This window comes from Micromonospora sp. NPDC049799 (assembly GCF_040656655.1).
Classification (GTDB): domain Bacteria; phylum Actinomycetota; class Actinomycetes; order Mycobacteriales; family Micromonosporaceae; genus Micromonospora.
The window spans coordinates 1-14,108 of the sequence record NZ_JBFAMU010000092.1 but is presented as its reverse complement, the minus strand read 5'-3'; the positions used below and the strand labels follow the sequence as shown (position 1 = coordinate 14,108).

The window sequence follows — 14,108 nt, the reverse complement described above, 5'->3', positions numbered from 1 at the left end:
GACCCGGGCGCCCGCGCGGTGGCCGCCCAGCTCGCCGAGCTGCTGCGTCCCGCGACCGGCTACCCGCTGCCGGTCGCCGAGGCCGCCGACGTGGCGCCGGACGGCCCCCTGGTGCTCACCCTCTCCGGCGCGCCCACCACCGGCTCCGGCCTGCCGGTCATTGATCCCACCGGCCCCCTCGGCGACGAGGGCTACCGGCTCGACGTCACCCGCACCGGGGTGCGCATCACCGCGGTCGCCCCGGCCGGGCTCCTCCACGGCGTGCAGACCCTCCGTCAACTCTTCCCGGCGGCGATCGAGAGCCCGACCCCGGTCACCGAGCGGTGGGTGGTTCCCGGCGGCACGATCGTCGACCGGCCCCGGTACGCGTACCGGGGCGCGATGCTCGACGTCGCACGGCACTTCTTCGGCGTCCCCGACGTCCTACGGGTGATCGACCACCTGGCCCGGTACAAGCTCAACCACCTGCACCTGCACCTCACCGACGACCAGGGCTGGCGGATCGCCGTCGACTCCTGGCCCCGGCTGGCCACCGTCGGCGGGGCGACCGAGGTGGGTGGCGGCCCCGGCGGGCACTACACCCGGGACGACTACCGCCGCATCGTCGCGTACGCGGCCGCCCGGCACGTCACCGTGGTGCCGGAGATCGACCTGCCCGGGCACACCAACGCGGCGCTGACCGCGTACGGGGAACTGGCGCCGGACGGGGCCACGCCCGCGCCGTACACCGGCACCGAGGTCGGCTTCAGCTACGTCGACCCGGCCAGCGAGCGGACGTACGACTTCGTCGCGGACGTGCTCGGTGAGATCGCCGCGCTCACCCCCGGACCGTTCCTGCACATCGGCGGCGACGAGGCGTTCAAGGTGCCGGCCGCCGCGTACGCCGGTTTCGTCGAGCGGGTCCAGCGGATCGTGGCCGGCCTGGGGAAGACCCTGGTCGGCTGGCACCAGATCGCCCCCGCCGCCCACGCGCCGGGACGGGTGCTCCAGTGGTGGGGCACGACCGGCGACGACCCGGTGACCGCCGACGCGGTACGCCGGGGCGCACGGGTCGTCCTCTCCCCGGGCAACCACGCCTACCTCGACATGAAGTACGCCCCGGACACCCCGATCGGACACGACTGGGCGGGCCTGGTCGACGTGCACCGGGCGTACGACTGGGACCCGGGCGCGCACCTGGCCGGCGTACCGGCGGACGCCGTCCTCGGGGTGGAGGCACCGCTCTGGACCGAGTCGGTGACCTCCCGCGCGGAGATCGAGTTCATGCTGTTCCCCCGCCTGCCGGCCATCGCCGAGCTGGGCTGGTCATCCCGTGCCACGCACGACTGGGCCGGGTTCCGGGAGCGGCTGGCCGGACACGGCGCCCGGTGGGACGCGGCGGGGACCGTCTTCCACCGCTCCCCCGAGATCCCCTGGCCGGCAACGCCGGCCGCCATACCCGCCCCCCGCACACCGACCGCCGACCACACCCGAGCGTAAGGGCCGGCCGGCGACAGCAACTTCGGGGAAGTTGTCGCCTCGGCGCGGATCGATGGGGCACTTTCCCCGAAGTTGTGCGCGCCGCCGCGCGCCACCGCGCGCCGCGCCGCCGAGCACCCGCGTCAGCCGCCGGAGTCGTCCAGTTCGGCGCCCTCGGGCACCGTGTCGTCGTCGCGGCTGGCCAGCCAGCCCTCGGGCAGGTGCACCTTGCCGGGCGAGTTGGTCCGGCCGCGGGGCTGGCCCAGCGTCTCCACCGGGAACGGGACCGTCGGGTCGAGCTTGCCGAGCAGGTCGTCGAGCTGGGCGAGACTCTCGATCATGGCGAGCGACCGGCGCAGCTCGCTGCCGACCGGGAAGCCCTTGAGGTACCAGGCGACGTGCTTGCGGAAGTCGGTGCAGCCGTCCCGCTCGCCCCGGGCCGGGGTCCGGGCGCCCGCGGTGAACTGGTCGACGAGCAGTTCGGCGTGCCGGCGCATGGTCGCCGCGACCTCGCCGAGGCTGGGCAGCCGCCGCTCGGGACGCCCGTCGAACGCGGCCTCCAGGTCCGCGAACAGCCACGGGCGGCCCAGGCAGCCCCGGCCGATCACCACCCCGTCCACGCCGGTGTGCGCCACCATCCGCAGGGCGTCGTCGGCCTCCCAGATGTCGCCGTTGCCGAGCACCGGCACGTCGAGCGCCTGCTTCAGCGTGGCGATAGCGTCCCAGTCGGCGGTGCCCGAGTAGCGCTGTGCGGCCGTACGACCGTGCAGGGCGACCGCCGCCACCCCGGCGTCCTGGGCGGCGAGGCCCGCCTCGACGTACGTCAGGTGGTCGTCGTCGATGCCCTTGCGCATCTTGACGGTGACCGGCACCCCGGCGGGTGACGCGGCGTCCACCGCGGCCTTCACCAGCCGGGCGAAGAGCCGCCGCCGCCACGGCAGCGCCGAGCCGCCGCCCCTGCGGGTCACCTTCGGGACCGGGCAGCCGAAGTTGAGGTCGATGTGGTCGGCGAGGTTCTTCTCGACCACGATCCGCACGGCGGCGGCGGTGACCTCCGGGTCGGTGCCGTAGAGCTGGAGGCTGCGCGGCTGCTCGTTCTCGCCGAAGGCGATCATGCGCAGCGTCTTCGGGTTCCGCTCGACCAGCGCGACCGTGGTGATCATCTCGCACACGTAGATGCCGCCGCCCTGCTCACGGCAGAGCTGGCGGAACCCGACGTTGGTGATCCCGGCCATCGGCGCCAGGACGACCGGCGGCGACACCAGGTGCCGCCCGATGGTCAACGGGCGCAGCACGGGAGCGGTCGTCGCAGTCACCGCCCAAGTGTACGAGGCTCCGGCGGGCGCTCATGCCGCCCACCGGAGCCCGTAAGTACAGCTCAGCAGCCGGGGAGGCGCTCGATGAGGTAGCGCTCCACCTGGTCCAGGGAGACGCGCTCCTGGGCCATGGTGTCCCGGTTCCGGACGGTCACGGCGTTGTCGTCCAACGTGTCGAAGTCGACCGTCACACAGAACGGGGTGCCGATCTCGTCCTGCCGGCGGTAGCGGCGGCCGATCGCCTGCGAGTCGTCGAACTCCACCACCCAGCGCTTGCGCAGCTGCGCCGCGAGGTCCTTCGCCTTCGGCGAGAGCGCCTCGTTGCGGGACAGCGGCAGCACCGCCACCTTGACCGGGGCGAGCCGCGGGTCGAAGCGCATGACGGTGCGCTCCTCCATCTTGCCCTTGGTGGTCGGCGCCTCGTCCACGTCGTACGCCTCGAGCAGGAAGGCCAGCACCGCGCGGGTGAGGCCGGCGGCCGGCTCGATGACGTACGGCGTCCAGCGCTCGTTCTTGGTCTGGTCGAAGTAGGACAGGTCCACGCCGGAGTGCTTGCTGTGCGTGGACAGGTCGAAGTCGGTGCGGTTGGCGATGCCCTCCAGCTCCGCGAACTCGGAGCCGCCGAACTGGAAGCGGTACTCGATGTCGACGGTGCGCTTCGAGTAGTGGGAGAGCTTCTCCTTGGGGTGCTCGTAGAAGCGCATGTTCTCCTCGGAGAGCCCGAGGTCGAGGTACCAGTTCCAGCGCTCCCGCAGCCAGTACTCGTGCCACTCCTCGTCGGTGCCCGGCTCGACGAAGAACTCCATCTCCATCTGCTCGAACTCCCGGGTGCGGAAGATGAAGTTGCCCGGGGTGATCTCGTTGCGGAACGACTTGCCGGTCTGCGCGATGCCGAACGGCGGCTTCTTGCGCGCGGCGGTCGCCACGTTGTTGTAGTTCACGAAGATGCCCTGGGCGGTTTCCGGGCGCAGGTAGTGCAGGCCCTCCTCGCTCTCCACCGGGCCGAGGTAGGTCTTCATCAGGCCGTTGAACATCTTCGGCTCGGTGAAGGTGCCCTTGTTGCCGCAGTTCGGGCAGTTCAGCTCGGACAACGAGGTGAGCGGCTTGCCGTGCTTGGCCTCGTACGCCTCTTCGAGGTGGTCGGCCCGGAACCGCTTGTGGCACGACTGGCACTCGGTGAGCGGGTCGACGAACTCGGCGATGTGGCCGGAGGCCTCCCACACCTTGCGGGCGAGGATGACCGCGGAGTCGAGGCCGACGACGTCCTCACGCTGCTGGACCATCGTCTTCCACCACTGGCGGCGGACGTTCTCCTTGAGCTCCACGCCGAGCGGACCGTAGTCCCACGCCGACCGGGTGCCTCCGTAGATCTCGCTGGAGGGGAAGACGAAGCCTCGGCGCTTGGCGAGGCTGACGACGGCGTCGATACGGTCGGCTGGCATGTTTCCTCCTACGCCGGCTGGCGGCCGGCGGGGACACAGTGGGATGGAACGAACAGTTCGGGACAACGGTACGACCAGCGGGGCCCCGGGCCCAGCAGAATACCGGGCGGCGGGGTCAGCTGATCGCGCAGACCTCCATGGCACCCGTCTGCTGGTCCTGCTCCAGGGTGACCTGCTGGCGGTCTCGGTCCCCGCCGGTGTAGGTGACGTCGACCGGCACGGTGAGCGTCGTGGTGTCCACCTCGCCGACGCGATAGTCGGCCACCTGCGGCTCGTCGGCGACGCGGCGCTCGAAGTCCCGCCGTGACTCGCGCCGCTGCGCGGACTCGCAGAGCTGCTGGTACGCGGCGCCGTACTTCCGCTCCACCAGGGCCTGGTAGTAGTCCTGGGACGCGCGCCGGCCCTGCTCCTCGACCGCCTGGACGCCGGTTATGCGAACGCGGCCAGCCCCAGCGCTCCCGAGGCCAACCGCCACGCCTCCGGCTCCCGGGCGAGTCCGGCCGCCGGCAGGAGCAGGGTGGCGGCCATGCCGGAGGCGAGGGATACCAGGGTGGCGGTCCGGGCGCGGGACAGGGGCCGCCCACGTCCCGGTACCGCCGCGTCCACCATCACGGTCGCCAGGGTAGAGCGCTCCCCCGCACCCGGGGACCCGCCGGTGCGCACGGATCGACCGTGCGTTCCGCCCGGCCGACCGGTGACACCTCGGGGATGGTTCCGGGCCGCCGCCCTCGCCGAGGCTGACTCCCATGACTGAGCTGACTTCCCCCACCATCCGCACCCGTCCCGAGCGGCCGGCACAGCGCGCCCGGCGCTGGTCCCTGACGCGGCACCTGCTGGAAATGGTGCTGGCCATGGTCGCGGGGATGCTGCTGCTCGGACCGGCGCGCAGTGCGCTGGCCGGGTCGCTCGGGCTCGGCCCCGCCGCGCCGGGACCCGCCGCCCTGCTGATGGCCACCGACATGAGCATCGGGATGGCCGGGTGGATGTGGTACCGCGGACACTCGTGGCCGGCGATCGGCGAGATGACCGCCGCCATGTACGCGCCGGTGCTGCTGCTGCTCGTCCCGTACGCCACCGGGCTGCTCGACGGCGGCGCCCTGCTGACCGCCGGCCACCTGCTGATGGTGCCGGCGATGCTGCTGGCGGTGCTCCGCCGCCCCGACGAGTACACCGCGCACCACCCCGGCCGACCCGGACCGGACGCGCATCCGCTGGTGCGGGTGCTGGCGCACCGCTGGCCGACCGGGCTCGCCCTGCTGATGAGCTTCGACAACTGGTTCACCCCGACCGTCCTGCCCGGGTGGACCCTGCTCGTCCTCGCCGTCAGCTACCCGCTCGTCGGGGCGTGGCGGCACCGGCTCGGCGACCGCCGGATCCTCGCCGTGCAGATGACCGGCCTGCTGGGATGGACGGCGCTGGCGGTGGCCGCGGTGACCCTCGGCGGGGACAGCGGCCGCTGGCTGGTGGCACTCGGATGGCTCGCCCACGCGGGCTGGGACGCGGTCCACCACCGGCGCGACGAGGTCGTACCGCGCGGCTACGCCGAGTGGTGCGCCGTCCTCGACACGGCTCTCGGCGTCACGATGATCCTGTTCCTCCTCACCACGCCGTGATGACCGGACCAGCGGCAATCCCGCTGTCCCGGCACGTCCGGGCACCCGCCGGCACGGGCGGCGGATGCCCGGACGGCGTGATGTGCCGGTCGCCGGAGCGGGCGCACGGCGGTGATGAAAGGCTTGTCGCATGAGTTCCGCACCCGTACGGCACGACCCACCCACCGAACCTTCCGCGTCGGGCACCCTCGACGAGGGCACCGTCTTCGCCGATCTCGGCCTGCGCGACGAGTTGCTGGCCGCGCTGTCCGCACTCGGATACGAGGAGCCGACGCCGATCCAGCGGGAGGCGATCCCGCTCCTGCTGTCCGGGCGCGACCTGCTGGGCCAGGCCGCGACGGGTACGGGCAAGACGGCCGCGTTCGCGCTCCCGCTGCTGCAGCGGATGCCCGACGACCGGCCGTCCGGGCACCCGGTGGCGCTGGTGCTGGTGCCGACGCGGGAGCTGGCGGTGCAGGTCTCCGAGGCGTTCCACCGGTACGGCAAGGACCTCGGCGCACGGGTGCTGCCGATCTACGGCGGGCAGCCCATCGGCCGGCAGCTGCGGGCGCTGGACGCCGGGGTGGACGTGGTGGTGGCCACGCCCGGCCGGGCGTTGGACCACATCGCCCGGGGCACGCTGAACCTGAGCGGGCTGGCCACGGTCGTGCTGGACGAGGCCGACGAGATGCTCGACATGGGCTTCGCCGAGGACATCGAGGCGATCCTGGAGCACGCCCCCGAGGCGCGGCAGACCGTGCTCTTCTCGGCGACGATGCCGTCGCGCATCGACGGGCTGGCCCGCAAGCACCTGACCGACCCGGTCCGCATTCTCATCGCCCGGGAGCAGCCGGTGGCCGGCGAGGCGCCCCGGGTGCGGCAGAGCGCGTACATCGTCGCGCGGGGGCACAAGCCGGCCGCGCTGGGCCGGGTGCTGGACGTGGAGTCACCGACCGCGGCGATCGTCTTCTGCCGCAGCCGGGAGGAGGTCGACCGGCTCACCGAGACGATGAACGGGCGGGGTTACCGGGCCGAGGCGCTGCACGGCGGGATGAGCCAGGAGCAGCGGGACCGGGTGATGGGCCGGCTGCGGGGCGGCACGGCCGACCTGCTGGTCGCCACCGACGTGGCGGCCCGCGGTCTGGACGTCGAGCAGCTCACCCACGTGGTCAACTACGACGTCCCGTCGGCGCCGGAGTCGTACGTGCACCGGATCGGCCGGGTGGGCCGGGCCGGCCGCGAGGGCGTGGCGATCACGCTCGCCGAGCCCCGCGAGCACCGGATGCTCAAGACCATCGAGCGGGTGACCGGGCAGCGGATCACCATCGACAAGATCCCGACCGTGGCGGACATGCGCACCCGGCGGTTGGAGCTGACCCAGGCGGCGCTGCGGGAGAGCCTGCTGGAGGACGACCTGGACCCGTACCGGGCGATCGTCGAGTCGCTGACCGACGAGTTCGACCTGGTGGAGGTGGCCCTGGCGGCGGTGCGGCTGGCACACGAGGCGACCTCGCCGGGCTCCGACGACGAGGAGGAGATCCCGCAGGTGTCCGTCCGGGGCCCCAGGGAGGGTCGGCCGGAGGGCCGCGGCGAGCGCCGTCCCGGGCGACCCCGCACCGGCGGCACCACCCAGGTGTTCATCGGGCTGGGCCGGCGCGCCGGCGTACGCCCGCAGGACCTGGTCGGGGCGATCACCGGCGAGACGGGCATCAACGGGCGGGACATCGGCTCGATCGAGATCGCCGACCGCTTCTCCCTGGTGGAGGTCCCGCACGCCGTCGCCGACGACGTGATCTCGGGGCTGCGGGGCAGCACCATCAAGGGCCGCAAGGCGACCGTACGCCGGGATCGTGACGGTGACGGCGGCGGCGAGGGCCGCTTCGACGGCGGTGACCGGCGCGAGCGCCGCGACCGCGACCCCGCCGGCTGGCAGCGCCGCGAGCGCCGCTGAAGGTGTGAGGAAGGGCCCCTTCTTAACGACTTCGGTAGAGGAAGGGCCCCCTGTACGACGCCACGCGTTAACAGGGGGCCCTTCCTTTCACCTCAGGCGGCGGTGAGTGACTCGACGTCGGCCGGCCGGAGCGCCAGGGCGAGCACGTCGGCGACGTCGGCCAGGGTGTGCACCGTCAGCGCCTCGCGAACCTCGGCGGGCAGGTCGTCCAGGTCCGGCTCGTTGCGCTTCGGGATGATCACCTCGGTCAGGCCCGCCCGATGGGCGGCGAGCAGCTTCTGCTTCACCCCGCCGATGGGCAGCACTCGGCCGGAGAGGGTCACCTCGCCGGTCATCCCGAACTCGGGGCGGACCGGGCGCCCGGTGACCAGCGACGCCAGGGCGGTGACCATGGTGATGCCGGCGCTGGGGCCGTCCTTGGGCACCGCGCCCGCCGGCACGTGCAGGTGGATCCGCCGGCCGGCGAGGGCGTTCGGGTCCAGCCCGAGCCGGCGCCCGTTGGAGCGCAGGTACGACAGGGCGATGTGCGCGGACTCCTTCATCACGTCGCCGAGCTGGCCGGTGAGGGTCAGCCCCGGCTCCCCCTCCATGCTGGTCGCCTCGATGAAGAGCACGTCCCCGCCGGCGCCGGTGACCGCCAGGCCGGTGGCCACGCCGGGCACGGCGGTGCGTTCGGCCGACTCCGGGGTGAACTTCGGCCGGCCCAGGTAGCGGGCCAGGTTGCCGGTGTCGACGGCGACCGGCGCCGGATCGGTGGCGAGCTCGACGGCGACCTTGCGCAGGATCTTGGCCAGGCCACGTTCGAGCTGCCGGACGCCGGCCTCCCGGGTGTACTCACCCGCGATCCGCGCCAGCGCGTCATCGGCGATCGTCACCTCGTCCGCGGTCAGGCCGGCCCGCTCCCGCTGCCGGGGCAGCAGGTGGTCGCGGGCGATGGCGACCTTCTCGTCCTCGGTGTACCCGTCCAGGGTGACCAGTTCCATCCGGTCCAGCAGCGGGCCGGGGATCGACTCGACCACGTTGGCGGTGGCCAGGAAGAGCACGTCGGACAGGTCGAGGTCGACCTCGAGGTAGTGGTCCCGGAAGGTGTGGTTCTGCGCCGGGTCCAGCACCTCCAGCAGGGCCGCCGCCGGGTCGCCGGCGTAGCCCACGGCCAGCTTGTCGATCTCGTCGAGGAGGACGACCGGGTTCATCGAGCCGGCCTCGCGCAGGGCGCGGACGATCCGGCCGGGCAGCGCGCCGACGTAGGTGCGCCGGTGGCCGCGGATCTCCGCCTCGTCACGGACGCCGCCCAGGGAGACCCGGACGAAGTTCCGGCCGAGGGCCCGGGCGACCGATTCGCCGAGGCTGGTCTTGCCGACCCCGGGCGGGCCGGCGAGGGCGAGGACCGCGCCGGAACCGCGCCCGCCGACCACGCCGAGGTTGCGCTCGGCCCGGCGGTTGCGCACCGCGAGGTACTCCAGGATGCGGTCCTTCACGTCGGCCAGGCCGGCGTGGTCGGCGTCGAGCACCGCGCGGGCCGCGCCGAGGTCGGTGTTGTCCTCGGTACGCGTGCCCCACGGCATCTCCAGCACGGTGTCCAGCCAGGTACGGATCCAGCCGGCCTCGGGTGAGGCGTCGCTGGCGCGCTCCAGCTTGCCGACCTCGCGCAGGGCGGCCTCGCGGACCTTCTCCGGCAGGTCGGCGGACTCGACGCGACCTCGGTAGTCGGCGGAGCCCTCGGGCTCGTCCTCGCCGAGTTCCTTGCGAATGGCGGCGAGTTGCTGGCGGAGCAGGAACTCCCGCTGGGACTTCTCCAGCCCCTCGCGGACGTCGGTGTTGATCTGCTCGGCGATCTCCTGCTCGGTGAGGTGGGCCTTGACCCAGCCGACGAGCAGTTCCAGGCGGGCGGTGACGTCCGGCGCGGTGAGCAGCTCGGTCTTCTGGGCCAGGGTGAGCCAGGAGACGTAGCCGGCGGAGTCGGCCAGCTCGGAGAGGTCGGTCATCCGCTCGATCGCGTCGATGACCTGCCAGGCCCCACGCTGCTGGAGGACCGAGGTCATCAGGGCGCGGTACTCGCGGGCCAGTTCACGGGCCCGGCCGGCGGGGGCGGACTCGCTGATCTCGGTCGCCTCGACCCACAGGGCCGCGCCGGGACCGGGCACGCCGGAGCCGATCCGGGCCCGGGACAGGCCGCGGACGACCGCTGCCGGCTCACCGTCGGGCAGCCGGCCGACCTTCTCGATCGTGGCGACGGTGCCCACCGGGCCGTAGTCGCCGTCGATGCGGGGCACGGCGAGGATCTTCCCGTCGCCGGACGAACGGGCCGCGTCGACGGCGGCCTGGGTGGTCGGGTCGAGGGTCACCGGGATGACCATGCCGGGCAGCAGCACGGCGTCGGTCAGGGGAAGGACCGGAAGAGTTGCCATCGAACACCTGCTATCGGATTAGGTTGAGCGTGTCCAGCTCAAGTAACAAAGCGTGCCCCCTTGTTCCTTGTTGTGATCCAGACCACTCCCAGGTCGACGCACGAGGCGGGTGGGTACGGCGCAGCGGCACCGCCGGGGCCGCCGGCGCCCGGAGCGCCTCCGCCTTTCCGGGTCGGCGCCGCGATTTCTTCCGGATATCGCGACCCGCCGAAATGAGCACGACGCGCTTTGTTGCCTTTTCGGCGCGGGATACGTCAAACTTTGAGCACACCCCGCCCCACACAGGGAGTAATCGGCGATGGCTAGGAAAGTAATCACTGTTCTGACCGACGACCTGGACGGCGGAAAGGCCGACCGGACCGTCGAGTTCAGCCTGGACGGCGTGGCGTACACCATCGACGTCTCGGACGAGAACGCGGGCGTGCTGCGCAAGGCGCTCGATCCGTACATCAGCGCTGGCCGGCGAATCGGGCGGGGGGCGGTCGACAGTGCGCGCGCGCCACGTCGCCCGGTCGCGTCGGGGACGTCGGGAATGGACCGGGAGCAGAACCGGGCCATCCGGGAATGGGCCGTGAAGAACGGCTACAAGATTTCCGAGCGCGGTCGCATCCCGGTCGAGGTCGTCGAGGCGTACAAGAACCGCTGACCGTCCGTCCGCGAGCACGCTTCCGACCTGCGGGGCCACGCTGGAAATCAGCGCGGCCCCGCAGTTTTGCCGTCGGGAGCCCGCCATTCCGTACCGCACCGGCCCCGGGAGGTGTTCTCGATCAGTTGACCTCGATGCGCACCGCGTCGAAGGCCGGGGTCTGGTTGGCCCGCTCCATCATGGGGATGCGGTGCGAGCCGTCGCCGGCCCAGACCGCGCACTGCGCGATGCCGGACTCCGGCAGGCCGGGGACCTGGATGGTCACCTGGTCGGCGTCGGCGCCGCCGCCGCCGTCCTCGGTGGCGACGAAGAAGGCCGGCACCGCCTCCGGGTCACCGGGGGCCTCGTCGGTGCTCTGCAGCATCCGGCAGGCGCTGTGGAAGTGGCCGCGCACCAGGCCCTGCTCGTTGAGCAGCGAGCTCTCCACGTAGTAGCCGCCCTGACCGGCGGCGAGGAAGCGGTCGCGCACCAGGTTCCGGGTGGAGACCTGGAGCGTGAAGGGCTGGTTGGCGCCGACCTGCTCCGGGAAATCGGTGATCAGCAACGACGGGTTGTTGGCGGCGGCGCCGACCTCACCGAACGCGGTGCTCACGCACCGGTTGCCGTTCTGGAAACCGTCGTGCGGCTGCAACTGGGTGTTGTCGCAGTTGTTCGCGAGTACGCCCAGTCCGGCACCGGGGGCACCATTGTTCCCACCGTTGTCGTTGCCACCGTTGTCGTTGCCGCCGTTGTCATTCTCGCCCTCGTTGGTGTTTCCGGTCGGGGCGACCTGACACGCGGCGAGCTGCCCGAGTCCGCGCGGCCGGGGCCCCACGCGGTCGATGGCGATGGTGATTCGGTCCAGCGTGGCCCGGCGCTTGCTGGCCAGCGGGTCGAGGATCGCGTTCCGGATGAAGGCGTCGCCCCGGTTGCCCTCGGCGGCCAGCCGCCGGTCGGCCTCGGCGATCTGGGTCTGGAGCAGCGCGAGGTTGCGGTCGACCTCCGCGCGGGCCCGGCTCGGGACCTGCGGCAGCTTGCTCGCCACGTCCGGGCAGGCCACGGCGGAACCGCCGTTGGTCGCGGCACCGCCACCGGCCCGGGTCTCCTGGCACTCCTGGGCCGTCTGCTGGCCGTCACCCCAGTGGTTGCGTACCCACCTGCCGTTCTGCCACGTGCGCGTGGTGTTGCTCCCGCTCGGCGCGGTCGCCCCCGGGCTGGGCTCCACACAGGCCGCGGACGCCGCACGGGTCCGGTTGGACCGCCGGTCCTCGGCCGACGAGATCTGGGTGACGGCGATGACTCCGCCGAAGACGGCGAGCGTGCCGACCACGGCCAGCAGCCGCTTGCTCCGCGCGTTACCGGATGACCGGCGCGCCCGTGTGGACCTGCGCATCGAATTGCTCTCCTTCTCGATCCGGTAGTTGCTTGCAGACCTCGGCGGACCGACGGAATTGTGTGGCGGGCCCCGCGGAATCCCGCCGGACACAACCGGTGGCACGTCGATGACCGACGATGCCATTTCCGCACCGTCTTCCACGCCGGTGTGGCGCGGTCGAGGAGATCCTGTCCATTCCCGCTGGAGTACGGGACGGCCGGCGTGAAGGTTCAACGAGGAGCGCAGAAATCTGCGGATCTTTTGCTGGAGCGGTCGTGTTGGAGACGGCGGTGGCGGGCGGCGGGCCGGGCGCGCGGCCCGGCGCGTCGGGCGGGAAGAGCGGGCGTCAGTCCGCGCAGAGGTGATCGAAGGCGAAGCCGGTCGCCAGTTCGCCGCGCCGGGCCGCCAGGCCCCGGATCGCGGCCCGAAGCTCGTCCCGGGGCACCAGCGCGGCGGCGTCCATCGTTCGCAGCCGCTCCCCGATCGCGAGGGCGGCCAGGTCCTCGGCGAACCGGGCGGTGTCCAGGCCGGTGGAGAAACGGTGCTCCCGTACGGTGACCCGCTCCACGAGGCAGGCGCCGGGACGCACCTCGAGCCAGCTCCAGCCCTCGGCGGGGCCATCGGTCCAGTGCACGTGCAGGCCGCGCAGGATCGGGTCGACCAACCGTCCCTCGACGTACGCCTCGACCGCCGCCGCCCGGGCCAGCGCGCCGAGGTCGTTGACCGCGCCGGTACGCCCGTCCGGCAGCCGCCCGAGGATGTCCCGGAACCCGACCGGCGGGTCCTCCCCCGGCTCGACCACGGCGACGCCGTCGGTGTACGTGCGGGCGTCGATCACGTACGTGACGACGGCTCGCCCGTGCTCGGCGGCCCGCAACGTCGGCGAGCCGATCCGCAGCACGGGCAGGCCCACGGCCCCGGCCACCGCGTTCTTCATCCGCTCGGCGCGCCGCCCCGCGGGCGTCTCCGGGCCGATCTCCACGGCGAGACGGGGGGTGCCGTCGTCGGCGCAGACCACGACGTCGTACGCCTCGCGGATGGCGGAACTCCACTGGTTGCCGGTGATCCCCGCGGGTCGCCGCTGCACCAGCTCACCGAGCCGGTGCGCGCCGAGCACCACGAACCCCGCCCGGGCGGGCAGCCCGTCGCCGAGCGGGAGCGTCCGCAGCCCGGAACCGTTCCCGTCGCCGCTGCCCGTCATCCACCCGATCCGTTCGCCGATCCCCCGACGGTCCGCCCCGTCGACCTGGCGAGTCTACGGCGTCGATCATGGTCGCCACCTCGGCGGTGCGGCCCCCACGAGGGAGATGACCGGTTGAGCGACCGGGGGGGGTGGCCGGCCGTGAAGCGCACGGTGACGCCGAGTACGCGACGACCCGGGAGCGCCGGCTCCGCCGCGACACCACGGCGGTGCCCGGCTACGCTCGCGTGGTGCTGCACACCGGACGCGTACCGGAACGGTTGACCAAGCGCGGCCTCGTCACCGTCTCGCACGCCATCGAGCAGGCGGCCCTGGCCACCGCCGAGGACGGTCCGCTGATCGTCCTCGCGCTGTTCCAGCGGATGCCGTACTTCGAGCGGGAACGGGCCCTCTACGAGCGGATCGCCGGCATCGCCGCGGCCACCGTCGTCGGGGTGGTCGACGCCGTCCCCGAGTCGTTGCCCGCCGAGGCGTACGGGGTGGTGCTGGCCGAGGACGAGGAGCTGGCGCGGGAGTGGTCGGTGGTGGCGCTGACCCCGCGCTTCGGCGCGGCGCTGGTGGCGTACGACCGGGCCGAGGTGGACCCGGACGCGCCGACGCTGGAGGCCGGCCGGCTGTTCGACGGCGGGTGGAGCTTCCGGCGCGACGCGGCCCTGCACGAGGCGCTGCGGCTGCGCCGCGGTCTTCGTCGAGGAGGCCATGGCGGACGGGGCGCAGGCGCTCGTCTACTGATGCGGCAC

At 72.8% G+C, this 14,108-nt stretch carries 12 protein-coding genes; 5 read left to right on the top strand and 7 right to left on the bottom strand.

From position 1 onward, the window contains the following. The coding region (locus AB0I76_RS10460; RefSeq protein WP_357032881.1) for a family 20 glycosylhydrolase at positions 1-1,479 on the top strand (1,479 nt) is incomplete at its 5' end. A 122-nt stretch (positions 1,480-1,601) separates the two neighbouring features. Here AB0I76_RS10460 and dusB read toward each other — a convergent pair. From dusB to AB0I76_RS10440, 4 genes are all read right to left on the bottom strand, one after another. Beyond that, positions 1,602-2,774 carry a tRNA dihydrouridine synthase DusB gene (dusB, locus tag AB0I76_RS10455; protein ID WP_357032878.1) on the bottom strand — a complete coding sequence of 391 codons (1,173 nt, stop codon included), beginning with the start codon at positions 2,772-2,774 and terminating at the stop codon, positions 1,602-1,604. A gap of 62 nt (positions 2,775-2,836) precedes the next feature. Further along, positions 2,837-4,216 carry a glycine--tRNA ligase gene (locus AB0I76_RS10450; protein ID WP_357032876.1) on the bottom strand — a complete coding sequence of 460 codons (1,380 nt, stop codon included), beginning with the start codon at positions 4,214-4,216 and terminating at the stop codon, positions 2,837-2,839. A gap of 115 nt (positions 4,217-4,331) precedes the next feature. Beyond that, positions 4,332-4,760 (bottom strand): hypothetical protein, encoded by a 429-nt coding sequence (locus AB0I76_RS10445; protein WP_357032884.1) that lies wholly within the window; start codon positions 4,758-4,760, stop codon positions 4,332-4,334. Next, positions 4,646-4,879, bottom strand: coding sequence for a hypothetical protein (locus AB0I76_RS10440; protein WP_357032887.1), 234 nt, complete (start codon positions 4,877-4,879; stop codon positions 4,646-4,648). Before AB0I76_RS10440 ends, AB0I76_RS10445 begins: the two co-directional genes overlap by 115 nt. Before the next feature lie 83 nt (positions 4,880-4,962). Here AB0I76_RS10440 and AB0I76_RS10435 point away from each other — a divergent pair, with 83 nt between their 5' ends. Both AB0I76_RS10435 and AB0I76_RS10430 read left to right on the top strand, forming a co-directional pair. Then, positions 4,963-5,829: a hypothetical protein gene (locus AB0I76_RS10435; RefSeq protein WP_357032873.1), complete on the top strand. Its 867-nt coding sequence runs from the start codon at positions 4,963-4,965 to the stop codon at positions 5,827-5,829. Positions 5,830-5,959: 130 nt separating this feature from the next. Then, the gene (locus AB0I76_RS10430) at positions 5,960-7,759 is read left to right on the top strand and encodes a DEAD/DEAH box helicase (protein ID WP_357032870.1); all 1,800 of its coding nucleotides are present in this window, start codon (positions 5,960-5,962) and stop codon (positions 7,757-7,759) included. 92 nt (positions 7,760-7,851) lie between these two features. On the opposite strand, the gene lon is transcribed toward AB0I76_RS10430, so the two are convergent. After that, positions 7,852-10,167: an endopeptidase La gene (lon, locus tag AB0I76_RS10425; RefSeq protein WP_357032867.1), complete on the bottom strand. Its 2,316-nt coding sequence runs from the start codon at positions 10,165-10,167 to the stop codon at positions 7,852-7,854. A gap of 298 nt (positions 10,168-10,465) precedes the next feature. Between lon and AB0I76_RS10420 the strand changes: the two genes are divergently transcribed. After that, positions 10,466-10,813 (top strand): Lsr2 family protein, encoded by a 348-nt coding sequence (locus AB0I76_RS10420; protein WP_357032864.1) that lies wholly within the window; start codon positions 10,466-10,468, stop codon positions 10,811-10,813. Between the two features lie 121 nt (positions 10,814-10,934). Here the strand turns inward: AB0I76_RS10420 and AB0I76_RS10415 are convergent, their stop codons facing one another. Further along, a complete protein-coding gene (locus AB0I76_RS10415) occupies positions 10,935-12,185 on the bottom strand; it encodes a hypothetical protein (protein ID WP_357032860.1) in 1,251 nt (416 codons plus the stop codon). Between the two features lie 328 nt (positions 12,186-12,513). Continuing rightward, complete coding sequence (locus AB0I76_RS10410) at positions 12,514-13,368, bottom strand: hypothetical protein (RefSeq protein ID WP_357032857.1); 855 nt, start codon at positions 13,366-13,368, stop codon at positions 12,514-12,516. A 131-nt stretch (positions 13,369-13,499) separates the two neighbouring features. Here AB0I76_RS10410 and AB0I76_RS10405 point away from each other — a divergent pair. Next, positions 13,500-14,108: DICT sensory domain-containing protein (locus tag AB0I76_RS10405; protein WP_357032854.1), on the top strand; the 609-nt coding region annotated here is incomplete at its 3' end.

Bases quoted from the DNA above. Each gene is read 5' to 3' on its own strand.
- AB0I76_RS10450 (WP_357032876.1), bottom strand. From the start codon at position 4,216: ATGCCAGCCGACCGTATCGACGCCGTCGTCAGCCTCGCCAAGCGCCGA.
- AB0I76_RS10435 (WP_357032873.1), top strand. From the start codon at position 4,963: ATGACTGAGCTGACTTCCCCCACCATCCGCACCCGTCCCGAGCGGCCG.
- AB0I76_RS10430 (WP_357032870.1), top strand. From the start codon at position 5,960: ATGAGTTCCGCACCCGTACGGCACGACCCACCCACCGAACCTTCCGCG.
- lon (WP_357032867.1), bottom strand. From the start codon at position 10,167: ATGGCAACTCTTCCGGTCCTTCCCCTGACCGACGCCGTGCTGCTGCCC.
- AB0I76_RS10420 (WP_357032864.1), top strand. From the start codon at position 10,466: ATGGCTAGGAAAGTAATCACTGTTCTGACCGACGACCTGGACGGCGGA.
- AB0I76_RS10415 (WP_357032860.1), bottom strand. From the start codon at position 12,185: ATGCGCAGGTCCACACGGGCGCGCCGGTCATCCGGTAACGCGCGGAGC.
- AB0I76_RS10410 (WP_357032857.1), bottom strand. From the start codon at position 13,368: ATGACGGGCAGCGGCGACGGGAACGGTTCCGGGCTGCGGACGCTCCCG.